The organism is Kitasatospora sp. NPDC114501, assembly GCF_055633695.1.
This window is the reverse complement of the sequence record NZ_JBVKDS010000011.1, coordinates 104,909-129,872: the sequence shown is the minus strand read 5'-3', so window position 1 is coordinate 129,872 and position 24,964 is coordinate 104,909. Positions and strand designations below refer to the sequence as shown.

At 74.1% G+C, this 24,964-nt stretch carries 18 protein-coding genes; 4 read left to right on the top strand and 14 right to left on the bottom strand.

Features of this window, described 5'->3' with window-relative positions:
* Positions 1 to 56: 56 nt before the first annotated feature.
* From ACZ7RU_RS21535 to ACZ7RU_RS21520, 4 genes are all read right to left on the bottom strand, one after another.
* The gene (locus ACZ7RU_RS21535) at positions 57 to 713 is read right to left on the bottom strand and encodes a response regulator (RefSeq protein WP_470342538.1); all 657 of its coding nucleotides are present in this window, start codon (positions 711 to 713) and stop codon (positions 57 to 59) included.
* Positions 698 to 2,008: a sensor histidine kinase gene (locus tag ACZ7RU_RS21530; protein ID WP_470342537.1), complete on the bottom strand. Its 1,311-nt coding sequence runs from the start codon at positions 2,006 to 2,008 to the stop codon at positions 698 to 700. Before ACZ7RU_RS21530 ends, ACZ7RU_RS21535 begins: the two co-directional genes overlap by 16 nt.
* 142 nt (positions 2,009 to 2,150) lie before the next feature.
* Positions 2,151 to 2,849 (bottom strand): hypothetical protein, encoded by a 699-nt coding sequence (locus tag ACZ7RU_RS21525; RefSeq protein WP_470342536.1) that lies wholly within the window; start codon positions 2,847 to 2,849, stop codon positions 2,151 to 2,153.
* 172 nt (positions 2,850 to 3,021) lie between these two features.
* Complete coding sequence (locus ACZ7RU_RS21520; protein ID WP_470342535.1) at positions 3,022 to 4,005, bottom strand: DMT family transporter; 984 nt, start codon at positions 4,003 to 4,005, stop codon at positions 3,022 to 3,024.
* Positions 4,006 to 4,080: 75 nt separating this feature from the next.
* Between ACZ7RU_RS21520 and ACZ7RU_RS21515 the strand changes: the two genes are divergently transcribed.
* Positions 4,081 to 4,965: a LysR family transcriptional regulator gene (locus ACZ7RU_RS21515; RefSeq protein WP_470342534.1), complete on the top strand. Its 885-nt coding sequence runs from the start codon at positions 4,081 to 4,083 to the stop codon at positions 4,963 to 4,965.
* Between the two features lie 319 nt (positions 4,966 to 5,284).
* Positions 5,285 to 6,910, top strand: a complete 1,626-nt coding sequence (locus tag ACZ7RU_RS21510; protein WP_470342533.1) for a translation initiation factor 2 — start codon at positions 5,285 to 5,287, stop codon at positions 6,908 to 6,910.
* Between the two features lie 72 nt (positions 6,911 to 6,982).
* Here ACZ7RU_RS21510 and ACZ7RU_RS21505 read toward each other — a convergent pair whose 3' ends face one another.
* The 5 genes from ACZ7RU_RS21505 to ACZ7RU_RS21485 form a co-directional block, all read right to left on the bottom strand.
* On the bottom strand, positions 6,983 to 9,034 hold the full coding sequence (locus tag ACZ7RU_RS21505) for a hypothetical protein (protein WP_470342532.1): 2,052 nt from the start codon (positions 9,032 to 9,034) through the stop codon (positions 6,983 to 6,985).
* Positions 9,035 to 9,151: 117 nt separating this feature from the next.
* A complete protein-coding gene (locus ACZ7RU_RS21500) occupies positions 9,152 to 12,133 on the bottom strand; it encodes a hypothetical protein (RefSeq protein ID WP_470342531.1) in 2,982 nt (993 codons plus the stop codon).
* Positions 12,133 to 14,004, bottom strand: a complete 1,872-nt coding sequence (locus ACZ7RU_RS21495) for an HSP90 family protein (RefSeq protein ID WP_470342530.1) — start codon at positions 14,002 to 14,004, stop codon at positions 12,133 to 12,135. The genes ACZ7RU_RS21500 and ACZ7RU_RS21495 overlap by 1 nt, the downstream gene beginning before the upstream one ends.
* A gap of 66 nt (positions 14,005 to 14,070) precedes the next feature.
* Positions 14,071 to 15,117: a hypothetical protein gene (locus ACZ7RU_RS21490; protein ID WP_470342529.1), complete on the bottom strand. Its 1,047-nt coding sequence runs from the start codon at positions 15,115 to 15,117 to the stop codon at positions 14,071 to 14,073.
* Positions 15,118 to 15,360: 243 nt separating this feature from the next.
* Positions 15,361 to 16,158: a hypothetical protein gene (locus tag ACZ7RU_RS21485; RefSeq protein ID WP_470342528.1), complete on the bottom strand. Its 798-nt coding sequence runs from the start codon at positions 16,156 to 16,158 to the stop codon at positions 15,361 to 15,363.
* A 137-nt stretch (positions 16,159 to 16,295) separates the two neighbouring features.
* Between ACZ7RU_RS21485 and ACZ7RU_RS21480 the strand changes: the two genes are divergently transcribed.
* Positions 16,296 to 16,817 (top strand): RNA polymerase sigma factor, encoded by a 522-nt coding sequence (locus ACZ7RU_RS21480; RefSeq protein ID WP_470342527.1) that lies wholly within the window; start codon positions 16,296 to 16,298, stop codon positions 16,815 to 16,817.
* A gap of 87 nt (positions 16,818 to 16,904) precedes the next feature.
* Complete coding sequence (locus ACZ7RU_RS21475) at positions 16,905 to 17,810, top strand: alpha/beta fold hydrolase (protein WP_470342526.1); 906 nt, start codon at positions 16,905 to 16,907, stop codon at positions 17,808 to 17,810.
* Here ACZ7RU_RS21475 and ACZ7RU_RS21470 read toward each other — a convergent pair.
* The 5 genes from ACZ7RU_RS21470 to ACZ7RU_RS21450 all read right to left on the bottom strand — a co-directional run bounded on the left by ACZ7RU_RS21470 (position 17,793) and on the right by ACZ7RU_RS21450 (position 24,963).
* Complete coding sequence (locus ACZ7RU_RS21470) at positions 17,793 to 18,296, bottom strand: hypothetical protein (protein WP_470342525.1); 504 nt, start codon at positions 18,294 to 18,296, stop codon at positions 17,793 to 17,795. The two genes, ACZ7RU_RS21475 and ACZ7RU_RS21470, sit on opposite strands and share 18 nt — an antisense overlap.
* Positions 18,297 to 18,441: 145 nt before the next feature.
* Positions 18,442 to 19,884 carry a glyceraldehyde-3-phosphate dehydrogenase gene (locus ACZ7RU_RS21465; RefSeq protein WP_387758669.1) on the bottom strand — a complete coding sequence of 481 codons (1,443 nt, stop codon included), beginning with the start codon at positions 19,882 to 19,884 and terminating at the stop codon, positions 18,442 to 18,444.
* 179 nt (positions 19,885 to 20,063) lie between these two features.
* A complete protein-coding gene (locus ACZ7RU_RS21460; protein WP_470342524.1) occupies positions 20,064 to 20,672 on the bottom strand; it encodes a hypothetical protein in 609 nt (202 codons plus the stop codon).
* A 5-nt stretch (positions 20,673 to 20,677) separates the two neighbouring features.
* Positions 20,678 to 22,441: a DEAD/DEAH box helicase family protein gene (locus ACZ7RU_RS21455; protein WP_470342523.1), complete on the bottom strand. Its 1,764-nt coding sequence runs from the start codon at positions 22,439 to 22,441 to the stop codon at positions 20,678 to 20,680.
* On the bottom strand, positions 22,438 to 24,963 hold the full coding sequence (locus tag ACZ7RU_RS21450; protein ID WP_470342522.1) for an ATP-binding protein: 2,526 nt from the start codon (positions 24,961 to 24,963) through the stop codon (positions 22,438 to 22,440). Before ACZ7RU_RS21450 ends, ACZ7RU_RS21455 begins: the two co-directional genes overlap by 4 nt.
* Position 24,964: the final 1 nt, after the last annotated feature.

Sequence of the window (24,964 nt, the reverse complement as noted above, 5' to 3'; positions counted from 1 at the left end):
CGGCAGCGCGACCGCCGTGACAAGGGGGTGACTCGCGACCCCGACCGGCCGGGGCGTCACTCCCCCCGCAGGTGCGCCAGCACCGCGAGCACCCGCCGGTTGCCCTCCGTCGGATCCAGGTCCAGCTTCATGAAGATGTTCCCGCAGTGCTTCACCACCGACGCCTCGGTGATGCTCAACCGGCCCGCTACGGCCTGGTTGTTGAGGCCCTCGGCCATCAGCGCGAGCACCTCGCGCTCACGCGGGGTGAGACGGGCCAGCGGGCGGTCGGCGGACCGGCCGCGCAGCAGCACCCGGACCACCTCGGGGTCGATCACCGTGTCCCCGTCGGCGACCCGCCGCAGCGCGTCCAGGAAGTCCGCGACGTCGCCGACCCGGTCCTTCAAGAGGTAGCCGAGACCGGCCGGTTGGGCGCCGGCGGCGGCGAGCAGCCGGGTGGCGTACGGGGTGGCCACGTACTGAGAGAGGACCAGCACGGGCAGGCCCGGGTGGCGCTCGCGCAGGGCGAGGGCGGCGCGCAGGCCCTCGTCACTGTGGTCGGGGGGCATCCGGACGTCGGTGACCACGATGTCCGGCCGTTCGGCGTCGACGGCCGCGGCCAGCGCCCCGGCGTCGCCGACGGCGGCGGTCACCCGGTGGCCGCCGAGGGCGAGGAGTTCGACCAGTCCGGCGCGCAGCAGCACCGCGTCCTCGGCGATCACGACCCGGAGCACGGAACCTCCAGCCGCAGCGTCGTCGGGCCGCCCGTCGGGCTCGTCACCATCAGCCGTCCTCTCAGCAGTGCCACCCGGTCGGCGAGTCCGGCCAGTCCGGCCCCGGCGGCCGGGTCCGCCCCGCCGCGGCCGTCGTCGGTCACCTCGACGACCAGCCGGCCGCCCGCGACCCGCCCGTGGACGGTGATCGCGGTGGCACCGCTGTGCTTGGCGGCGTTGGTGAGCGCCTCGGTGACGGTGAAGTAGGCGGTGGTCTCCACGGGGGCGGGCAGCCGCTCCGGGAGGTCGATGTCGGTGGCCACCGGGATCGGGTGGCGCTGCGCGACCTCGTCGACGGCCGCGGCGAGCCCGTGGTCGGTGAGCACCTGGGGGTGGATGCCGCGCACCAGCCCGCGCAGCTGCTCCAGTGCCTCCCGGGCCTCGCCGCGCGCCCGGGTGACGAGCTCGGCCGCCCGGCCCTCCTGGCCGCGCAGCTCGTACTCGGCGAGCCCCAGCGTCATGCTGAGCGCGACCAGCTGCTGCTGCGCGCCGTCGTGCAGGTCGCGTTCGATCCGGCGCCGCTCGGCCTCGAAGGCGTCGGCCAACCGGGCCCGGGAGCGGGTGAGTTCGAGCACCTGGTGGCCGAGGTCGTCCTCCCGGGGCCCGAGCAGGAAGCGGGCCAGCGCGACCTCGGCCGAGGCCAGCAGCGCCCCGGCGTAGGCGCAGAGCAGCAGGCCGGCCAGCCCGGCGGCGGTGAACGGCAGGGCGGCGAGCGGCCCGGGGACGGCGTGCCCGGGGACGAGCATCACCGTCTCGGGGGCGAGCGCCCACACCACCAGCGGGGAGAGCACGTACAGGCCGGAGAGCACCAGCAGCCCGGTGAAGCCGAGCGAGGCGGCGGCCAGCACCGTCGAGGCGAGCACGGTGTGGGCGAGTTCGCGCCAGGTGGCCCGCTCGCGCAGCCGGGTGCGGACGCGGGCGCGGCGGCCCGCCCCGGGCAGGCTCCGGTGCGGGTCCGGCAGGGGGAGCGGCTCGACCAGCCGCAGCCGCCACCGGGCCGCGCCGGCGGCGGGGATTCCCGCGAGCGCCAGGGCCAGCAGCACCGGCAGCCCGATCCCGATCACCGACAGGCCCACGCCGAGCACCAGCAGCACCGTGAGGACCACCAGCAGCACCGGCCCCACCAGCGCGCCGCCGATCAGGTACGCCCAGCAGCGCGGCACCCAGCGGGTGAACGGGAAGCGCAGCGGGTCCGCCCGCAGCGCCCGGCGCACGGACGTCGGCTGCTGCTCCCGCTCGCGGCTCCCCTCGCTCATCCGGTCCACCCTAACCGACCGGCTGACGACCCTTCGGGGCCCCGCCCGGCAGCGCGGCTACGGCCCCCGCGCGCCGTCGCGTCAGAGCCGCAGCCCGGGCCGGCGGCCTCGTCAGCACGAGATCCTTCAGCCCTGGCATCAACTACGATGCGGCTCCACGGCGTTCGGGGACGGCGTCTCGGCCCGGCCGGGATGCGGCGGTGGGCCCGGCGTCCACCGCTGCTCCGGCGCGGGCGTCGGCGGCCCGGACCTGCCGCAGCGCGCGGTCCGGGTTGTCGGGGTGGTCACGCCAGCGGTCCGCCTGCTGGTGCAGGATGTCGAGCTGGCGGGTGACCGTCTCGACGTCGCCGTGGGCGAGGCCGGTCTCGAGCCGGCCGAGCGCGTAAGCGGACGTCGTCAGCAGGGAGGCGACGGTCTCCGTCAGCTCCAGGTGGCCGGCCCGGGCCTCCTCGGTGGCCCGGGCCCGGACGAAGCCCGCCAGGGCGTTCGCCTGGTCCCGGACGGCCGGGTCCATCAGCGCCGGCGGTCCGGTGTCGGCCGAGCCGGCCGAGGGCCGGGCGGATCGGGGACGGCGCAGGGGGGTGAGCGTGACGGCGGCGAGGTTGTGGGCGGCCGTGGCGCGTTCGAGCGGGTCGTGCTCGGCGGCGCCGAGGAGGTAGCCGGCCGAGAAGGAGCCGAGCTCGAGGTGGTCGAGCACCTGCTCCCGCCACCGCGGATCGTCGGTGGCCTCGAACTCCGCGCGCAGCACGGCCCTGGCGTGCTCGTACTGCTCGCGGATCTGCGGCAGCGCGTCGACGTCGAGCGTCGGGCCGGCCGGCGGCCGGGCGGGCTCGGGCTGCACGGTGCTCTCCTAAACGGGCGTCAACTGCGCTGTCGGGCAGGTGTGTACCGGGTTCGGCCTGCCAGGCGGTCGACCTGTCGCCGGACGTACCGCAGGTGGCGCAGGACGGCGCCGGGTCCGCCCGCAGCGCACGGACGTCGGCTGCTGCTCCCGCTCGCTCATCCGGTCCACCCTAACCGACCGGCTGACGACCCTTCGGGGCCCCGCCCGAGGCCCCGCCCGAGGCCAGTCGCGGAGTCGTGTCCCGCGCCGCGGCCCGGGCCGGCGGCCTCGTGAGCAGGACGGCCGCGATCACCAGCGCGCCACCGGCCAGCGCGTTCCAGCCCACCGGCTCGTGCAGGAGGGCCGCGCCGAGCGCCGTCGACCAGAGCGGCATCACGTACGTGACGGCAGAGGCCACCGTCGCCCCCGCGCCGCGGACCAGCGCCAGGTTGAGCAGGTATGCCAGGCCGGTGCCGACCGCACCGAGCACCAGCAGGGCGAGCGCCGGACCGGCCCCTGGCCAGTGCGGAGCGCCCGCGGCGAGCGGCGCGACCAGGGCCAACTCGGCGGTGGCGCAGGCGATCTGGACCGCGGAGAGGGAGGCCACCGACTCCGGGCGGCCGGACAGGAAGCGGCGCAGGTAGGCGAAGCCGGCGCCGTAGCAGCAGGCGGCGGCCAGGCAGGCCGGCGCGCCGGCGGTCACCCCGGCGCCGAGGCCGCGCCAGGCCCCGAGCACGGTGAGCACACCGAGGAAGCCGAGCCCCAGGCCGGCCAGCCGGCGGGCGCCCGGGCGGCGCTCCCCGGGGACGGTGAGCACCGAGAACAGCAGGGTGAACAGCGGGGTGGTCGCGTTCATCACCCCGGCGAGCACCGAGCCGACCCTGGCCTCGCCGAACGGGAAGAGGGTGAACGGCACGGCGTTGAGCAGCACCGCCACCACGGCCGAGTGGCCCCACAGCGCCCGGTCGCGCGGGGGCCGCTCGCCGCGCACCGCGAGGACCGCCCACAGCGTGGCCGCGCCCAGCAGGCAGCGCCACAGGGCCACCCAGAGCGGCGGCACCCCCGCGTCGACCGCCACCTTGATCAGGGCGAAGCTCGCGCCCCAGATCGCCGACAGGGCCACGAAGCCCGGCAGCCAGCGCCGCACTCCCACCACCTCCTCGTTCCGTGCCATCAGCTGGACAGAGCGTGGCCCGGCACCGGAGCATGAGTCCAACAAGTGGCAGTGCACCCGCGATGAGGAAGTCTCATGACCTCGGACGTCAACCTGGCCCAGCTCAGGGCACTGGTCGCGGTCGCCGACACCGGCGGCTTCGGCGCGGCCGCCGACGAACTGGGCATCAGCCAGTCCGCGGTCTCGCACGCCGTCGCCGCGCTGGAGCGCAGCCTCGGCGCGCCCGTGCTGTGGCGCGGCAGCCCGTGCCGCCCCACCCCGCTGGGCGAGCAGGTCCTGCCGCACGCCCGGACGGCCGTCGCCTCGGCCGCCGCCGTCCGCGCGATCGCCACCCGGCACTCCGGTGGCCCGAGCGGCACGGTACGGCTGGCGGCGCCGACCACCGTCTGCCAGGCGCTGCTGCCCGGGCTGCTGAAGGACTGGCGGGCGGCCTACCCGCAGGTGACCGTCCGGGTCTTCGAGGGCGAGGACGAGGAGTTGGCGACCTGGCTGGAGGCGGGCACGGTGGACGCCGCCGTCCTGGTGGACGCCGGGCCGCTGCCGCCCGGGGCGGTCCCGCTCGGCGCCGACTCGATGCACGCGCTGCTGCGCCGCGACCACCCGCTCGCCGGTCAACCGTCCGTCCACGTGGCGGAGTTGGAGGACGACGACTTCCTGCTGTCGGAGGGCGGCTGCGAGCGCCACATCCGCGAGGCCTACCGGCGGGCCGGTGTCCGCTTCACGCCCCGGCACCGCATCCGTGACCTGAACACCCTGATCGGTATGGTGCACGCGGGCGTCGGGGTCTCGGTGATGCCCGCGCTGGCGCTGACCATGCTCCCGGCCGACTGCGTGCTGGTCCCGATCCGCCCGGCCGTCCACCGGACGCTGACGCTCACCGGCCCGACCCGCCGTCCGTGGTCACCGGCGGTCAGCGGCCTGCTGGCGGGAGTGGGCGCGGAGGTCCTCGCCGGGGCCTGACCTGCCGCAACGGCTCCGGAGCGGGTCGCGTAGATTCGCCTGCGGGACTGACGGGGCGTCCGGTGAGGAGGAGCGGTGGGACGGATTTCGCTGGTCCACGCCGTCCCCGCGCCCCGACGGTTACCATCACCCCTATGCCCCCGCAGGACCGCCCCCACCACACCGAGCCGATGCCGCCGCACCGGTTCCGGGGGGTGCTGAGGTGTGGTATGGAACCGTGGCCCCAGCCAGCCAGCCAGCCAGCCAGCCAGCCAGCCAGCCAGCCAGCCAGCCAGCCAGCCGCGCAGTATCCCCTCGTACCCCGGACTCCCGCGCCGAGGTGCTGTTCGCCGTACGCTCGGCCACCGCACTGCACCGGCTGCTCGACCTGCTGCCCGTCTTCGAGGGTGACGACCGGGTCCGCTGCCGCTTCACCCTGGTGCCCGGCTCCGACTTCGCCACCGACGCGCTCGCGGCCGTGGACGCCGCCGGGGCCCGCACCATCCCGTGGTCCGAGGCCCTCACCGCCGCGCACGACCTGATCCTCACCGCCAGCCCCAAGGGCGCGCTCGACGGCCTGCACGGCCGGCAGGTGCTGCTCCCGCACGGCGCGGGCTTCGGCAAGGCGCTGGCCCGGGAGGGCTCGCCGGAGCTCCCCTCCGGCCTCGACCCGGCGTTCCTGCTCAGCGACGGCCGCCCCACCGCCGCCCTGCACGCCCTCGCCCACCCCGACCAGGTCGAACGGCTGGCCTCCCGGCTACCCGACGCCCGGCGGCACGCCATCGTCGCCGGGGACCCGACGCTCGACCGGATCCTGGAGTCCCTGGGCCGTCGCGCGGCCGTCCGTTCCGCGCTCGGCACCGGCGGTCGGCGGCTGGTGGTGCTCTCCTCCACCTGGGGCCCGCAGTCGCTGCTCTCCCGCCGCCCCGACCTGCCCGCCGAGCTCGCCGCCCGGCTGCCGTACGACGGGTACCAGCTGGCGCTGATCGTCCATCCCAACGAGTACAGCCGGACCGGCGCCTTCGACCTGGCCCGGCGGCTGCGTCCCGCGCTGGACGCGGGCCTGCTGCTCGCGGCACCGTACGAGGAGTGGGCGGCGCTGCTGCTCGCGGCGGACGTGCTGGTCACCGACCACGGCTCGGTGGCGCTCTACGCCGCCGCCCTGGACCTGCCGGTGGTGGCGGCCTGCGACGGCGCGGACGAACTGGTCCCCGACAGCCCGATGGCCCGCCTGCTGGCCGCCGTACCGCACCTGGACCCGGCGGCGCCGGTCCTGCCGGAGCGCCCGGGTGACACCCGCCGGTTCGCCGAGCAGGCCTTCGCACTCACCGGGCGCTGCCTGGAGACACTGCGGCCGGAGCTGTACAAGCTGCTCGACCTCGTCCCCCCGCCGTACCCCGTACGGCCGCGCCCGCTTCCGCTGCCCGAACGCGCCCCGTACGCTCCGGCCGCGTTCGCCGTCCGGGCGTCGGTGGCCGGCGGGGAGGTCGCCGTCGAGCGGCTCCCGCCCTGGACGGAGCTGCCGTTCCACCACCTCGCCGCCGAGTCCGGCCGGGCCGGCACCCGCGCGCTCCGGAGCTCCGCCCTGCTCTACCACCGCGCCGGTGCCCCGGCGGCGGCGACCGGTTGGCACCACGAGTGCCGGACCGCCGCCGACTGGACGGCCGAGGTCTTCGAGGAGTACCCGAACTGCCGCACGGCCGCGGTGGTCCTGTCCCCCACCGCCGCCCTGCTGCGCCGCGACGGCGGCGCCCCAGTCGCCGTCCGCGTCGCCCCCGACCGCTCCGGCGGGCGCGTCCGCCGCACCGACCCGGCCGCCGCCCTGTCCGCCGTACACGCCTGGCTCGCCGCCCACCCGGACGCCCTGGACACGCTCCCCACCAGCCTGACCGCCCGCTTCGGCAGCACGGCCCACCGCGTTCAGCTGGCACCCGCCACCGAGGCCGAGGCCGAGTTCCCGGTCTGACCGGCTCGGCCCCGGTCGCCGCCCCTCGGCCGACGCGCCCACCGGTGCCGCCGACCGCCCACCGGGCCGCCGTCACCCCCGCAGGCGGTCCGCCTCCGCCCGGTAGCCGGCCGCCGCGGCGTCCTCGCCGAGCTCCTGGTGGAAGTCCGCCAGGGCGTCCAGGACCCGCAGTTCGTCGGCGGCCGACTTCCGCGCCCGGGCGCCGGCGAGGGCTGTCCGGTACAGCGGTGCGGCCTCGTCCGTCCGGTCGGCGGCGCGCAGGGCGGCGGCGAGTTCGAAGGCGGTGCGGGAGACCATGCGCTCGCGGCCGAGGTCGGCGGCGACCCGGTGCGCCTCGGTGAGCAGCGCGGCGGCACGGCCCGGGTCGCCGAGGGCGAGGGCGGCGCGGCCGAGCAGGTAGGTCTGGAGCATCGCCCCGTAGGTGTTGCCGATGGCGAGGTGCTCGGTCCTGGCCGCCTCGAAGTCGGGCACGGCGGCGGCCCAGTCGCCCTGGACGGAGGCCAGCTTGCCGCGGAACTCGACGGCGGAGGCACGGAGTTTGCGCTCCAGCTCGGTGCCGCCGAGCAACTCCGCCCGGTTCACGGCGACCCGCAACGCCTCGGCGGCCTCCGCGTAGCGGCGCTGCTCCCAGAGCGGGCGGGCGAGCTGGCAGCGCATCCGGACGACGGCGAGCGGGTCCTCGGAGCGGTCGGCACCGGCGACGCCGAGGCCGAAGGCGTCGATCACGTCGGTGTAGTGCTGGTGATCGAGGAAGTGCGTCCAGAGCGGTTCGCACAGGGCGACGGCGTCGGCGTCCAGGTGGTCCTCGTACGCGATCCGCACGCAGCCGTACAGGGCGAGGTGCTCGCGCTCCAACCAGTGCAGGGCCTCGTGCGCGGAGGCGAACGGCACGTCGGGCGCCTCCGCGAGCCCCGGCTCCTCAGCGGCCGGCCGGGCCACCACCAGTCGGGGCCCGGCCGCGACCAGGTCCGCGCGGGCGGCCTGCCGGCGGTACCAGCGGACCAGCCGTCGCCGGGCGGCCGGGACGTCCTCGGCGCCGCCCGCCGCCCGCCGCGACGCGTGCCCGCGGACCAGGTCGTGCAGCCCCCGCCCGTCCGGCCGCGGGAGCAGCAGCCCCGCCGAGTCCAGTTCCTCCAGCGCGTCCTCGGCGTCGCCCGCGCCGCCGCCCAGCAGCGCGGCGGCGGCACCGACCGTGACCACCGGCCCGGGGTGCTGCGGCAGCAGCCGGTACAGCCGGGCCGCACCAGGGCTCAGGCTCGCGTACGCGGCGTCCCAGACGGCCTCCACCACGGGCACTCCCTCCCGGTCCAGCTCGACGGTCAACTCGTCGATGAGCCGCCGCAGTTCGCGGTGGCGGTAGCGGCGCAGCCAGCGCCCGGCGACGTGCAGCGCGGCGGGCAACCCGGCGCAGCGGCGGGCGAGTTCGGCGGCGGCCTCGGGGTCGGCGGCGAGCCGGGGGTCCGAGACGGTGGCACGCAGCAGACCGGTGGCGTCCTCGCCGTCGAGCGGGCCGAGCGGCAGTTCGACCGCGCGGGCGGTGTCGAGGTCGTGGAGGGAGCCGCGGCTGGTGACGATGACGATGCCGCCGGCCGAGGAGGGCAGCAGTGGCAGCACCTCCGCGCCGGTGCGGGCGTTGTCCAGGACGAGGACCAGGCGCTTGTCCTGACTGGCGGTCCAGTAGCGGCGGCGCCGGTCGGCGTAGCCGGGCGGCAGCACGGCGTCGGGGTCGAGGCCGAGGGTCAGCTCGCCGAGGGCGTCGGCGGGGTCGACGGCACCCTCGCGCCGCAGGTCGTCCAGGTCGAGGTGGAGGATGCCGTCCGGGCAGCGGCCGAGCCTGCGCAGGGAGCGGGCGAGCTGGAAGCCGAGGGCGGTCTTGCCGATGCCACCCATGCCGATGAGGGTGAACACCAGCGGGCCGCCGGCCGCCGGAGCCTCGGAGGTGGCGACGATGACCCGCTCCTGCTCACCGGCCCGGTCGGCGAAGTAGGGCAGCTCGGGCGGCAACTGCCAGGGGACCGCGGGCGGCGCCTGCTGGGTCAGGTTCAGCTGCTCGATGGTGTGCGCCTGAACGACGGCTCCGGCGCGCACCCGCCCGTCCACACGGTTCGTGTTCTCCTTGGCCACCCGTCAACTCTAGGCCCTGCCCGTCCCGCCGCGAGGGAACTCGTCCCACCGGGTCCGCGGCACACCCGAGGCGCGCGGGGGCGCCCGAGGCACCCCCGCGCGCGGACACGGCGCGGCTCACGCCGCGGTGAACCGCTCCCGCAGCTCCGCCAGCACCTCCGCCGCCTCCGGCAGGCCCGCCGCCTCGCAGCGCGCGATGCCGGCGGTCAACCGGGCCACCGCCGCCTCGGTGCGGCCGAGGTCGCTGCCCTCGATCAGCGCGGCCAGCCGGACGGACTCCGCCCGCGGCGACTCGGCCCGCTCGCCGCCCGCCTCGTACTCCGGGATGGCCCGCTCGACCTCGGCCAGCGCCTCCTCGTGCCGCCCGGCGACGGCCAGCGAGCGCGCCCGCTCGTAGTGCGAACCGCCGCGCAGGTACCAGGAGTTGTACTCCTCGCCGGCCCGCTCGGCGGCCTCGCCGACCGCGTCCGCCTCGGCCAGCCGGGCGAGCGCGGCGGCCAGCCCCTCCTCGCCCTGCGCCCGCATCGTCAGCCGGGCCAGCTCCCGCAGGGTGGCGGCCAGTTGGTCCACCTGCGGGGCCTTGCCGTGCGCCTCGCGGGCGCGGGCCAGCGCCGCCTCGGCGGTGTCCCAGCGGTCGGCCCGGGCGAGCGCCAGGGTGGCCTCGCAGGCGACCATGGTGTGGGTCGTCTGGTCCTCCCAGCCGGCCACCGCGTCGGCCAGCCGCAGGTACTCCTCGGCGGCGTCCCGGTACTCCTCCAGCTCGACCAGTCCCCGGGCGAGGTCCAGCCGGGTCTGGGCGAGCATCCGGACGTCCAGCCGGGCCGCCGACGCGTCCAGCAGCACCGACTCCAGCACGGCCACCGCGTCCGCCGCCCGGCCGGTGTCCCGCAGCACGTCGGCCAGTTGCAGCCGCACCTGGGCGGCCTCCTCGACCGCCTCCGCGCCCTTGCGGTCATAGCGCGCGGCCGCCTCCGACAGCGCGCGCACCGCACCGCCGGGATCGCCCGCCTGGAGGCAGGAGTGGCCGAGCATCATGTACGTCGGCGCGTACGGGTAGGAGACGTCGCCCCAGCGCACGGCCTCGGCCAGCGCCCGGTGGAACACCTCGACCGCCTGGCCCGGCTCACCGCTCTGCAGCAGCACCTGGCCCAGCAGGCCGAGCACCCGCGGGGTGTGCCAGGTCAGCTCGGCGGCGTCCAACCGGGCCAGCACCTCGCGCAGTTCGGCCTCCGCCTCGGCCATCCGGCCCTGCCGGGCGGCGGCGTCGGCGGTGTACTGCCGGGAGGTGGCGGCCCGCCGCTCGGAGCCGAGCTCCACGGCCGTCCGCCGGTAGGCGCCGACCGCCTCCTCGAAGCGCGCGGCCACCTCGGCGGCGGGCTCGGGCAGCGCCTCGACCAGGTCGTGGTGGGCGGCGTAGGCGCGGGTCTGGAGCACGATCAGGTAGTCGTCGTCGGTCAGTTCACCGCCGGCGCGCAGCTCCTCGGCCCGGGCGAGCGCGGCGTCGAGCGCCGGCCAGTCGGCCTGCCGGCCGACGGGGTCGACGCGGTCAACGCGGTCGCCGTCCTCACGGTCCTTCCCGTCCGAGCCGTCCGAGGAGTCCCCGTCGCCGTCGTCCAGGTCCGCGATCAGAGTCCGGGTACGGCACATCAGCGCCGGCCCGGCCAGCCCCGCCTGCTCGAACAGCTCGGCGGCGGCCAGCAGCCCGGCCCTGCCCTCGGCGTACGCGTCCCGCTGGAGCGCCTCGTGGGCGCGCTGCTCGGCGAGTTCGGCGCGCAGCCGTTCGGGGCCGCCCAGCTCGGCGTTCTCCGGGTGGACGAAGTCCGCGGCCCCGGCCCGCTCGGCGACCCGCTGCCACAGCCGGTCGGCGTCCGGGTGCCCGAGGACCTCCAGCTCGCGGGCCCGCAGCACCAGGGCCGTGAAGTCCTCCGGCTCCGGCTCGACCGTCCGGCGCGGCGCGGGCGCGACGGCCGGGGCGGCGGACAGCTCGGGCGCGGCGACGGCCCGCACGCCCAGCGCCAGCGGCTCGGCGAGCGGCGGCTCCACGGCCAGCCGGGCCCGCCGTGCGGCGCCGACCGCGTCGGTGCCGTTGCGGGCGTCGAAGCGGGCCGCCAGCGCGTCGCCCTCGGTACGCACGTGGGCGAGCAGGGAGTCCACCGTCCAGGCGGTGCCGGCCGGGCCGCTGACCGCGAGGTCGCCGTGGCCGGCCCGGGCGAGCCGGCCGACCAGCACCTCGACGCCGGTCAGGAAGGCCAGCCGGGCGGCGGGTTCGCCGGTGACCGCGAACAGGTCGCGGTTCTCGGCGAGCAGCTCCAGGCCGCGCGGCTCGTTGCCCGAGAGCGCGCAGAACTCGATGTGCAGGCCGACGGCGTCCAGCATCGCCGCCTTGCCGCGGGCGTAGCGGTAGCCGGCGAGGTGGCCGGAGCGGGCCTCGTCCAGCCGGCCCTGGCGCAGCTGCGCGAGCAGCGCGGTGGCCTGGCTGAGGTACGGCTCCTGCTCGCAGCCGCTGCGCCCGTCCAGCACCGGCGCGAGCACCTCCAGCGCCCGGGCGTCGTCCCCGGCGGCGAGGAAGTGCTGGGCGCGGGCGCGGGTCTCGCAGGCGTGGCAGTCGCTCAGTTCGGAGCGCGGGCGGGCCGCCCAGAGCTCGTAGGCGTCCTGTACGTCGATGCCGGTCTGCGCGGCCAGGTGGTAGCGCTGGGCGTAGTACGGCTGGAGGTCGTGGCCGGCCGCGCGGTAGCGGTCGCGCAGTTCGGTGTGCCAGCGCCGGATCGCCGCGAGCGGGACGTCCGGGGTGTCCTTGAGCGCGTCGGCGACCCACTTGAAGCGCCAGAGCACCTGGTGCCGGGCCCAGTCGCCGAAGCCGTCCGGGTCGGTGTCCCAGAGTCTGAGGACCCGGGCGAAGACCACCGGGCTCTTGCTGCGCTCGCCGTCGTACTCGTAGGCCTCCATCAGCTCCAGCAGGGCCATCGCGCGGACCGCGGTGTCCTCGAACTGCTCGGCGGCGTCGACGAGTTCCTCGGCGGTGACGGTCCTGGTGCGGCCGTACGGGCGGGCGTCGTTCTCGCGCAGCGCGGCCATCACCGCGTCGGGGGTGTCCAGCATCACGCCTCCTTCGAAGCGTCGTGGCCCGGGCCGGCCGCCTCGTGCCCGAGCATCGCGTGGTCGAGCAGGCTGATGAACGAGCGGTTGAGCAGGGCGGACTCGCTGGCCTTGAGCGGTCGACGGGTCATCAGCACGGCCTGCCCGTACAGCGCCTCGACGGCGGTCACGGCCAGCTCGCGGCTGGTGATCCCGGCGGCGCGCCGCACCAGCGGGTTGAGGTGGTTGAGCACCAGCTGGGCGCGGGGCACCTCGGCGCGCAGTGAGCCCAGGATGTCCGCCCACAACCCGTCGGCCTCGTCGGCGAGTCGGGCCCGGGTGCGCTCGTGCCGGGCCTCCCGGTTGTCGAGCAGCAGGGCGGGCGCGCTGGTCGGGTGGAAGCTGCGCAGCGCGACGTCGCAGTCGAACCGGCCGACCACCTCGCGGGCGATCGCCAGGAAGGCGTTGGCGGCCAGCTCGGCGGCCGGGTCGACGGTGTCCAGGTGAGCGGTGACGGTGCCCGGGTCGAGGTCGGAGACCGAGACGCCGGGGCGGATCTCGGGCAGCCGGTGCACCAGGTCGCGGTCGTAGGTGTAGCCGCCGTTGACCACGCCGAGCCCGGCGGCGCCGGCGATCGGGGCGACCTGGCGGAACTCCTCGACCGTCCGGGTGACCAGCACCACCGGGTGGCTGCGGGCGAACTCGTCCAGGGTGACGTTGCCGTCGGTGGTCTCGAATGGCAGCCAGGGCAGCATCATCCGCAGCAACTCGTCGTCGTAGCGGGCGAGTTCCTTGACGGCCAGGTGGTGGACGGACAGGAAGCGGTGCAGCAGCGCCGGGTCGCTCGCGGACAGGCCGGTCAGCCAGTCGCGGATCCGGGCGCCGAGCGCGTCCCGGACGGCGGCCAGCGTCTCGTCGGCGTACAGGCCCTCGCGGGAGGCGGTGGGGCGCAGCCCGTCGGTGTCGACCACGCAGCGGACGAAGAAGGCCCAGTCCGGCAGCAGTTCGTCGGCCTGGTCGGAGAGCAGCATGCCCTTGAGGTGCACCCGGTGGCCGTTGCGGCGCGAGGGCGGGGCGGCGTCCGGCAGGACGTACGCGACGCCGCGCAGGCCGACCAGCGGCAGGTCCAGCTCGATGGTGTCGAGCGGGGTGAAGTCGAAGGCGGCGCGGCAGTACTCGGCGAGCGCGTCGCGCCTGGCCGGCGGGGAGGCGTGGCGCTCGGCCCACGGCGGGGTGCGGTTGACCCGGTGCTCGGTGCCGCCCGCGTCGACCACGGTGACGTCGTGGCGCAGCAGGCTGCCGAAGTCCCGGGCGAGGGTGAGCACCCGGCCGGGGCCGGTCCACTCGGCGGCGTCGGCGCGCGGGGCCAGCGTGACGGTGGTGCCCGGCTCCGGCTTGGCCGAGGCGGGCAGGGTGCGGATGGTGTAGCTGCCGTCGGAGCTGCCGCGCCACTCGATGGCCGGGGCGTCCGGGGTGGCGGCGGAGCGGGTGACCACGGTGATCTCGTCGGCGACCACGAAGCAGGCGAGCAGGCCGATGCCGAACTGGCCGATGAAGTCGCCGCGGGCCCGGGCCAGCCCGGCGCCGTCCAGCCGGCCGTCGGCGTCGCGCTTGGAGCTGCGGCCGATGGTGGCGAGGAAGGTGTGGACGTCCTTCTCGGTCAGGCCGATGCCGGTGTCGGTGACGGACAGCCCGTCGCCGGCCCGGACGGTGATCGCGGCCGGCGCCCCGGGGTCGAGGGCGCGGCGGGCGGAGATCGCGTCCACGGCGTTCTGCAGCAGCTCGCGCAGGTAGACCCGCGGGCTGGAGTAGAGGTGGTGGGAGAGCAGGTCCACCAGGCCGCGCAGGTCCACCTGGAAGGTGTGCGCACTCGTCGGGTTGTCGGTAGGGGACACCGGAGGCTCTTTCGGTCGCGGGTGGATGGCGGTGGCGGGGGTTGTGTGCCGCCGGGCCGGTACGGCTCAGCGCCAGGGGTGGGCGCAGCGGTCGCGGTGGGAGCGGAAGGCCTTGACCGGGCCGCCCGCCAGGTAGTTCCAGGGCGCCTCGGTCACGAAGCCGTCCAACGCGTCGAAGAGCAGGCGGGCCGTCTTCGGCTGGTCGGCGAGGGAGAAGGCCATCGCGAAGGCGTTGAAGGAGTCCTGCCAGCCGCGCACCGGCGTGAAGTCCGGGTGTAGGACGGACCGGAAGGCCGCCTCCTGGAGCCCGCCCACCACGGCCGGGCTGGTCAGGTACGCGCGGTCCTCGCCGTCCGGGAGGGCCAGCCAGTGTTCCAGGTGCGCGACCGCGACCAGCTCGCCGAGGCGGCTGCCCTCCGGGGCGGCGAGCATCACCGAGCGGGCGAACGCGTGCATCTCCTCGTGCGAACCGCCCCACTTCGCGCTCAGCTGCTGCAGCCGGTCCCAGTGCGAGCCGGCGTTCCCGGGGGCCCGGCGCACCGCGGCCTCGAAGCGGCAGGTGGCGACGTCCGGGCCGAGCGAGGCCCCGCGGGCGCTGGTCTGCAGGAACCGCCAAGGGGCGTGCCAGGACGGCTCGCGCTCGGCCACCTCCAGCAGTTGTTCCTCGGCGACCTCCAGCCGCTCGTGGAACACCTTCCACCGCTCCTCGGTGACGTCCTTGGCCCGGGCGCCCGTCCTGGCCTCCCAGGCCCAGGCGACGTGCCGGGCGCCTGACAGCAACAGCAGCAGCGTGTCCTCCGGGGTGTCGGCCAGCGCCCGGGACGTCCACTGCTCGACCCGGGGCACGTGGGAGATCGTCCCGGCGAGGAAGGTCAGGTCCTCGCCCTCGGCTGCGGCCAGCGCGGGCCGCAGCGCGGCCCAGTCCCCGTCGGCGGCCTGCCGGAGCGCCAGGCGCACCGACTCGTCCCCGTACGCCGGGTCGAGCCGCGGCTCGGCGGCACCGGCCGCCGCGGGCGATCCGGAGCCCCGCCGGCCGAAGCCGAGCCCGAACCCGCGCCGCCCGGCCCGGTCCTGCTCGCCCTCCCCGCCGGAGCGGCGTCGGAACAGCGGCATGTCTGGCCCCCTCGAACGTCATCGGCATCTTCCGCATGGCCGAACGGCGGCCATGGGATAGGTACATATCACGGTCGACTGACATCCGTTTGCGCAGCCCAGCGCCCCGACCGCCCGGGGAGGAGGCGGTGGCGGGGCGGCGAGGGCACGCCGACCCGGCTCGGCCGGGGTCGGCCCGATTCGAACACCGGGGAGGAGGCCCGCCCCGCCGACGCGCCGACGCGCCGCCCCGCCGGCAGCCCCTCAGGCCACGCCGAGCCCGGCGTCCGGCGTCCGCCCCGCCTGCGCCTGCTCGATCCGCTTGACCAGCATCACCGCGAACCTCCGCGTCGCCGACAGGTCCACCGGGCCGCCCTCACTGGTCACGCTCGCCACCACGGTGCCCGAGCGCACCACGATGCCGACGCCCTCACCCTCGGCCAGCGGCCCCTGGAAGGCCTGGCTCTCGCTGCCCAGCGCCGGGGTGTCGACCTTCCTGAACGGCCCGGCGGAGTACGAGGCGTAGCTCTCCTTCAGCCGCTGCGCCGCCGCGTCCCGGCTGGGCAGGGTGTCCACCAGGAAGCGGACGACCACGTCCCCCGAGGAGAACCGGACCGAGCCGCTGAGCGGCTTGCCGGCGCAGGAGGCCGCGGCGGCACCGGCACAGGTGACCTTGTGGTCGGCGGTGTCGACCCGGCGCTTCTCCTCCTCCCACCCGGCCATCGCCCTGGCGTCCGGCAGCACCTGCCCGACCACCTTGTCGTCCAGCAGCGCCGCCTCCAGGTCCCCGCGCGGCGCCTCCGCGGCGGCCGGGGCCGACGCCGGGGCGGGAGCGGAGCCGGTCGCCGAACCCGCCCCGGAGGCGTCGGCCGGCGCGGGGGCGGTCGCGGGGGCCGCGGCCGTCCCCGCGGCCGTCGGCGCCGCGGCCGCCGGACTCGCCGCGGACGAGGCGGGAGCAGCCGCCCCGCCGGCGTTCTTCGACCCCCCGGAGGAGCACCCGGCCAGCACGCCCGTCAGTACCCCGGCCACCGCCACCGCGGCGAGCACCCGCCGACCACCCATCCCCGTCACCTTCCCCAGTCCTGTCAGTGACCCCTCAAGATAGCCGCAGCTCCGCCCCCACCCACCGCCGGGCCCCGGGCCCCCGTCCAGTACCGTCCCCTGGGGGGCGAGGACCGCCGACGGGGGGCGACAGCGACATGACGGGCGCGGACGAACGAGGACCGGATCTGGGCGCGTTGGTCCGCGCCGCGCAGCGGGGCGACGCGCTGGCTCTGGACGAGGTGCTCGGCTTGCTGATGCCGTACGTCGGCCGGGTCTGCGCCCCGATCGCCCTGCAGGACGCGCCGGACGCCGCCCAGGAGGCGATGATCGCGATCGTCCGCAGCCTGCGCCAACTCAGGGCCCCCGAGGCCCTGTTCGGCTGGGCCCGGGCGATCGCCGCCCGCGAGGCCGTCCGGTTCGCCACCCGCCGGCACCCCCGGCCCGGCGCGGTCGCCGACCAACCGGACGGCCACGACCCCGAGTTGGCCGCCGACATCCGGGACGTCCTGGAGCGCCTCCCACCCGGCCACCGGGCCGTCCTGACCCTGCGCCACGTCGAGGGCCTGGACGAGAGGTCCGTGGCCGAGATCCTCGAACTGCCGTTGGGAACCGTCCGTTCACGACTCTTCCGCGCCCGGCACGGCTTCCGCGCCGCCTGGGGCACCGAGCACCGCTGAGCCGGGAAAACATCCGCCGCCCCGGGATTGCGGCGGCCTTCCCCGCCCTCTCCTCTTCTGAGACCACACCCAGGAGAGGACCTCCCGATGACCCGACCCGGCCCCCACCCCCGCTCCCGCCCGCTTCCCGAGCTGCCCGGCGTGCGCCACCAGCACCTCGACGCCGACGGCGTCCGCCTCCACCTCGCCGAGGCCGGCGCCGAGGACGGCGTCCCGCTGCTGCTCCTGCACGGCTTCCCCCAGCACTGGTACGCCTGGCGGCAGGTCATCCCGCTGCTCGACGGCGAGTTCCGGCTGCTCTGCCTGGACCTGCCCGGCTTCGGCTGGTCCGAGGCACCGCGCCACGGCCACACCACCGACGACCGCGCCCGCCTAGTGCTCGCCGCCCTCGACCGGCTCGGCCTGCCGCGGGTGGGCCTGGTCGGCCACGACTGGGGCGCCTGGACGGGCTTCGAGCTGGCGCTGCGCGCGCCCGACCGGTTCACCGGCCTCCTCGCGCTCAACATGGCCCACCCCTGGCCGCGGCAGCGCGCCCTGCTCGGTACGGCCTGGCGGTTCTGGTACACCGCCCTGCTGGAGTACCCGGGCATCGGCCGCCGCGTCGTCCGCCACCGCCCCGGGCTGCTCGGCCACCTGCTGCGGCGCGCCACCAGCACCGAACACCCTTGGTCCGACGAGGAGTTGGCCGAGTACATGGACGCGGGCAGCACCCCCGAGGCGGCGCGCGCCGCCGAGCGGCTGCACTGGGGGTTCGTCGTCCGGGACATTCCGCGCCTGGCGCTCGGCGGGTACCGCGGGCGCCGCCTCACCGTCCCGACCCTGCTGCTCGGCGGCGACCGGGACCCGGTGATCCGCCCGTCCCTGCTCTCCCCGGTCGGCGTCCCCGCCGACGACCTGCGCGCCGAGGTCCTGCCCGGCTGCGGCCACTACCTGCCGCACGAGCGGCCCGAGGCGGTGGCCGACGCCGTACGGCGGCTACTGCCGCGCCCGTGACCGCTCGGCGACCCGCCGCTCCAGCCGGTCCAGCAGCACCTCGCCGCGCCGCTCGGTGAGCCCGCCGAAGAGGTGCTGCACCGGCCCGGCGCCCGCCACCCGCAGACTGCCGAGCAGCGCGAAGCGCGTCCCGTCCCCATCCGGCACGGCCGCCATCCCGCCCAGCAGCACCCGGCTCTGCATCAGGCACCAGCCGCTGCGCAGCACGATCTCGAACCGCTCCCGGTGACCGACGACGCTCACCGCGACGCCCTCCAGTCGGCCGTCCCCGCCGGGCTCGCCACCCCTGGCTGGCCCCACCTCGAAGGAGCGCAACCCGCTGACCAACCCGGGCAGTTCGCCGGACAGGTCCCCGGCGACCGACCACACCGCGTCGAACCCGGCCGCGAGCCGCCGCTCGGCGAACAGCGGACGCCCGGCCCCGGCCGCCGCCAGCACCCGCAGCCGCCGCACCGGGTCCAGCTCGACCGTCGGCCACCCGTCCACCGCCCACCCCTTCCACCGCGCGCAGCCCGCTCCGCCCGCCCCACCGCACGGTACCGCCCCCGGGAGCCGTCGGAACGCCGGCGGGGCGGTGACCGACCGGTCACCGCCCCGCCGTACTGCTCGGCCGTCCCGCCCTACCGGTGGATCAGACCGCCGGGACCGGGAAGGTCGGGTACTCGACGCCCGAGATGTACTGGACGACCCGGATCACCTGGCACGAGTAGCCGAACTCGTTGTCGTACCACAGGTAGAGGATCGCGTTGTCGCCGTCGACCTTCGTCGCGCCGGCGTCCACGATCGAGGCGTGGCGCGAGCCGATGAAGTCGCTGGAGACGGCGTCGGGCGAGTCGATGAAGTCGATCTGGCGCTTCAGCGGCGAGGTCAGCGAGACGTTCCGCAGATACTCCAGGACGTCCTCGCGGTTGGTCTCCCGCTTCAGCTGGAGGTTGAGGATCGCGATGGAGACGTCCGGCACCGGGACGCGGATCGAGCTGCCGGTGATCTTCGCCTCGAGGTCCGGCAGGGCCTTGGCGACGGCCGAGGCGGCACCGGTCTCGGTGATCACCATGTTCAGCGGCGCCGAACGGCCGCGACGGTCGGCCTTGTGGTAGTTGTCCAGCAGGTTCTGGTCGTTGGTGAACGAGTGGACGGTCTCCACGTGGCCGCGGATCACGCCGTACTCGTCCTCCATCGCCTTCAGCGGCGGGACGATGGCGTTGGTGGTGCAGGAGGCGCAGGACAGGATCTGCTCGTCCGGCTTGATCGTGTCGTGGTTCACGCCGTGCACGATGTTCGGGACGTCGCCCTTGCCCGGCGCGGTCAGCACGACCTTGGCGATACCGGGGCGCAGGTGCTTCGACAGGCCCTCGCGGTCGCGCCAGCGACCGGTGTTGTCGATCAGGATCGCGTCCTTGATCCCGTACTCCGTGTAGTCGACCTTGGTCGGGTCGTCGGAGTAGATCACCTTGATCTCGTTGCCGTTGGCGATGATCTTGTTGTTCGCCTCGTCGACGGTGATCGTGCCCTGGAACTGGCCGTGGATGGAGTCACGGCGCAGCAGCGAGGCGCGCTTGACCAGGTCGTCGCCGCCGCTGTTGCGCACGACGATGGCCTTCAGCCGCAGGCCGTTGGCCGAGGCCTTCTCGACCAGCAGCCGGGCGACCAGCCGGCCGATGCGGCCGAACCCGTACAGCACGACGTCCTGCCCGGACCGGCGCTCCAGCTTGTTCTCGCCGGTGGCGCCGACGACGGCCTGGGCGGTGAACTCCGCCACCGACAGGCCGCGGTCGTCCGCCTTGTACGTCGCGGCGAGCATGCCGAGGTCGATCTGCGAGGGGCCGAGGTCGAGGGCGGTCAGGGCCTCCAGGAACGGCATCGTCTCGGTGACCGAGAGCTCCTCGCCGGCTATCTGCCGGGCGAAGCGGTGCGTCTTGAGGATGCTGACCACCGACTTGTTCACCAGGGAACGGCTGTGGCACAGGACGGTGACGTCCCGCTCCCGGTGCAGCCGCCCGATGATCGGGATCATCGACTCCGCGATCTCCTCGCGGTTCTTCCAGTCCGTGAACACGTCGTCGTTGACAGTCACAAGTCCATCTTTCGAGCTGAGGGTGTTGCCCACATGGTAGCTTCGCCCGCTCGCGCCCCGACCGCCGGTCCCTCCCCGACCGTCCCCACCCGAGCCCCCGACCTGCCCTTTCACCCCCAGCCCCGGCCCGGAAGGTGATCACCGCCACCCCGGAATCCGCCCGCAGCACCCGCAATAGGTCAGTCGTCCACTCCCGACAACACGGCCAGGACCGCCCTCTTCTCGTGCTCAGATGCTTTCTTGTCCCGGAGGTTGTTCGTGATGATCGTGGGGATCATCGACGTATCGAGCTCGAGCGACCTCAGGGTGTAGACATCGCTACCGCCCTCGCGGCCCGTGACGATGTCGAGGCCCAGCTCCCGCAGTTCGCGCGTCCGACGCTCGGTGTGGACGGAGTCCCTGGTCACCACGCGCAGGAACGCCGCGCTCACAGGCTTCGTGAACCGTCCAAGGAGAATTGCGAACAGCTCCTCATGCGTGCGGCTGCCGTAGGGCACCGTCAGGTAGCGTGCAGGAATACGTTCCCCGTACTCCGAGGCCATCCGGTCGGCGAGCTGTGCGCGAAGATCCCCGAATGCGTCGCACGCCGCGGGCAAGTTGGTACGCACGAGGGCTTGCATGGATTCCGCCAGCAGGCGCTTCGCGTACAGGTAGGCATCCAGGAGGTCCTGCGGATCAGCCTGGTCGCCCCTCAGTTGATTGAGGACCTCCTCCACGGCGTATTCGGTGTCCGGCTTGAGCCGGTGCCAGTCGCTGACGGGGCTGGTGTCGTGGTCAGGCACAGTCACAAGTCCTATCGTTTGGCCGCAGCCGTGATCGAGCTGTCGGGTGGGTATCGGAGGATGTGCACATCCTCACCGGCGTCCTCGACCGCCTCGAGGTCGTCGAGCCATTCACGGAGGAACTGCTCGCCCTCCTGATCCGCACGGTTGGCCCGCATGAACCTGACCTGGCTGCCGATCCTCACCCGCGGGTCGCGGGCGCCCCGGGTAGCAAGCGAGTCCTGAAGGCTCAGTCCTGCGGCGAAACGACGGATGTCGGAGACGAAGTCCAGTACGACCACCTTCTCCTTGCCGGCGGCCAGGCGGAGTCCGCGGCCGAGCTGCTGGACGAAGATTCGGCGACTGTGGGTGACGCGTTGGAAGACGACAATGTTGACGTCCGGCACGTCCACACCCTCGTTCAGGACATCCACGGCGCACAGGATTCCTGTGCGACCGTCCGCGAAGTCCCAGAGGATGCGGTTCCGGGTGGCCGCGTCCACGGCCTTGCCCTGCGCCGTCCGGGAGGCGATCACCTCGGCGCTGGTGAACCCGAGCGCGTTGATCCGTCCCACCATCCGCTCGGCGTGGTCGATGGTTCCACAGAAGACGATGCCCCGCGGGTTCTTCTGATCGCCCCAGGCCTCGGCGAGTCGGTCGACGACTGCGTCGTCCCACTCGTCGATGAAGACGGTGCGGTTGATCCCCCGGGGAGTGAGCGCGGGGGCGGTCTCGGCGAGCCCGGCTGCCAGTGCATCCCAGTCGATGTTGTCGGTGAACATCCGGTAGTCGACGTTTGCCAGATACCCCTCACGGAGTCCGCGCACCATGTCGATGTCCACGACGGGGAAGTCGAACCAGGTGCCCAGGGACTTCCCGTCGGGCCGCCAGGGCGTCGCAGTCATCCCTAGGAGGAACGCTCCACCGTCGGCGGCCGACAGCTCGCCGAGCACCGCGTCGTAGGCGGTGGTCCCGAGGTGGTGGCACTCGTCGACCACGACCAAGCCGAACTCGGGGAGTTCGCGTCCCGCCTTGACAGCGGTTGCGACACTGTCCACGCAGGCGAACACCACATCCAGGTCGTTGAGCGCATCCTTGTCCGGACGCTCGTAGCCGTTCCACACGCCGGTGGCCGCCGATGCGGGGAGCAACGGCCAGAACGCGCGCTCAAGCTGGTAGACGAGCTCGTTTCGGTGCGCAAGGACCAGCGTCCTCGCTCTGGGCCGCAGGGCCCGGGCGCGCCGGTGGAACTCGGCGGCCACGAAAGTCTTGCCGAGCCCCGTGGCGAGAACAATGAGTGCGCTTCGCGCACCGTTCACCAGCTCGTCCATGAGTCCGTCGACGGCCCGCTCCTGGTACGGGCGGAGCCGGAACCGGTCCGGGTCCTGCAGCGCCGGCGGGGCCTCCGGAACGCGCTCCGCCTGCTTCTGCAGGGTACGCCGGTCCCACAGCTGCAGGGGGATGCCTCTAGCCGCGAGCTGTTCCTGCTGGGCCCTGACCGAAGCCTCGAATCCGTTCAAGCTGACGACGACGGGGATATCCGCGTCGTAGCGCCGACAGGCGTCGACGGTCTGCGCGATGACCTCGGGGCCGACGGGCGAGCGCCAGCGCTTCATCTGGAACAGCCAGCGCCGCCCGTTGAGGCTGCCGATCACGTCGGCTCCGCCGTCGCCAGAGGCCCCGGCGAGCTGGACCCCCGAGTAGCCGCGGGCCATGATGAGGCGTTGCACAGTCCGTTCGAAGGACTGCCAGCCGGTCCCGGCCAGGTTGAGGTCGGTGACGATGCGCTGGGTCATACGAGCTTCCCGACCAAGAAGTCGACGGCCGCCCGCGCGCGGACGACGATGAGCCGTTCCGGCTGGTCATAGCGGAGGTACGAAGCGCAGTCCTCAAGGCAACGCAGGTACTTGACGCGGAGGTCCTCCTGCAGCTTCCGGGCGATCACCGGGCCGGCCACGCTCTCACTGGGCCACGGGTCCTCCCAGACCAGGCCGTCGAACCAGCCCTCAGCATGCCGAGCGAAGAAGGCGGTGACCGTCTCGCGGTCGCAGTAGCGGAGGTAACCGCCAGTCGCCTTGAGCCGCCCGAGCTCCGTGAGTTCAGCCCCAGACTTGATCATGGAATCAGCAAGCGCTAGCTGCTGGGAATCGTCGAGCTCGTCGTAGAAGCGGTCTGCGTGCGGTGCCCGGAGGATTCGCTCGGTGATCTGGTCGAACAGCGACTTGATGTCACTCCGGACACTGTCTGCGCTGTCCGTGACCGCGTCACCCCACCCCTTTTTGAGGACCTCCGCCGTGAGCACGGCGGCGGTGTGCCCGGGCCGACTCTGGAGATTGCGGTGGAGAGAGTGGAGGAACTGGGCCACTTCGGTCGCAATCAGGTACTCCGGCCGCAGCCCCATCTCCGTGAACACCGCGTGGGTCGGGTCGATGTAGAGGGTGATCTGCCGGGTATCCGCGCTGGTGACGAGCGGGACGGCAGCCTGTCCGAAGGCGGGCAGGATCGGACGGTGGGTAGTCCGCACCCGGACGTCCAGCGGGCTGCTCGACTTCCCGTCCGCCAGCACGACGGCCAGCTGGTCCGCGCTGAGCTCCTCGGCATTCGCGGACGCTCCGGCCAGCGCCTCAGGGCTGGCCGGGTGAGGTGCGTCCTTGACGTGACCGCACACCTCGCAGCGCTCCGCCCCCGCCTTGTTCTCCTGCGCGCAGAAGGTGCACTTCCACGGCAGCTGTACCTTGAGCACCTGGGACGTGCCGCAGTGCGGGCACGCTGTCGCGGAGCGCAAGATCTTCTTGCCACACCCGGCATCCAGGCACGGCTTCCCGTCGAGCACCTCGCCGCAGCCCCCGCACTCCTCAGCTGTCGGCGTGTTCTGGAAGCCGCACTCCGGGCATTCGGGAAGCACCTGGATCGGCGGCTCCCCGGCCGTTTCGACGAGCTCCCACCACTTCGCGTCGTCGAAGTAGCCGGGCTCACGGTTGAGGAAACGCCGGTAGTACTCCTCCTCGACACTCCGGGGGATCCGATCGGCCTTGCCCTTGGCGGGGTTGTACTTGCCCATGTACATATCGCCGCGGCCGAAGTTGCGCACCTTACGGTAGCCCTGGAAGAGCAGCGATACCGGCGAGTTGTTCACCTCGCCGTCGGTCCAGTTGTTCGGCAGCAGCGAACCTCCGCGGAGGAACCGGATAGCCTCCTGCCACTCATCGGAGGCCTGCTGGAAGTGCTGCTTCTGGAAGTCCACCGGAACCTGGTCGAGGTGGACCTCGCCGACAATCCGGCCGTACTGCTGGTCCACCGGGTACTCGCGCTCGGCACGCCCGGTGGACTCGTCGGAGAACTCGAAGAACGTCGCCTTCTCCGCCTGACGGATAGCCCGCCCATTGCGGATCAGGTCGATCCCGAAGTCGTTCTGGTCGTCGTATCGCTGGATGCCCACCCAGCCGTGCACCCGGTGGTTTATTTCCCGGCTCTCCGTCCCGCCGCACCGCGGGCAAGCGCCGTCCTCGCCAAAGTCGGTGCCGTCGTGAAGACAGCGCCGCGCACGGCTGATCACCTGGTCGAAGCCGATCCTGGCGGGGATCTTGCCATGGGCCTTCCGCTCGACGAAGCGCTCGTGCGACCACACGCAGTGCTCGAAGGCATGGCAGCGCTCGTTGTTCACAGTGATCACCACCGGGTTGGCCGCATCCGGCCTCAGCAGAGTGGCATACCGTCGCCCGAGCCGACTACGCAGCGTCTTCTTCGGCATCTTCGCGAGTTCCCGGATGAAGCCGCTGTTGGCGTCCCCGTCGGGCCACCAGCCCCGGATCTCGACGACGGTCCCGTGGCGCAGGCCCTCCGGCTTCTCGATCTGCTCGGCTGCCGCAGAGAACTTCTGGGACTGCATGAGCTCGGGCAAGTCGAGAGTGACCTGGACCGCGTGGTCGTCCTCCTCGCGCGCGGAGATTACCCGGGTGATACGGCCGAGCTTCCCAGTGGCGATGTTGAAGCCCATCCCGAACAGGCCGAGGGTGTCGAAATGGTTCTTCGAGGTATAGCCGGCCCGCATGGAATCGGCGATCTGCTCCTCAGTAAGGCCCGGTCCGGTATCACGGACACGGATCATCCCTTCGCCCCGAGCGACCTCGGCCGGCCCCGGGACCTCGATGATCACCTGGCGGACCGATGAAGGGACGCCTGCAGTGGCTGCTGCACGGAACGAGTCGATGGCGTTGTCGATGAGCTCGCTGAGCGCATCGATCGGGAGGATCGGGGTGCGCGTGAGCGCCACGAGCACCTTGGGGTTGGGGGTGATGTCGAGCAGTTTGTGCGCCATC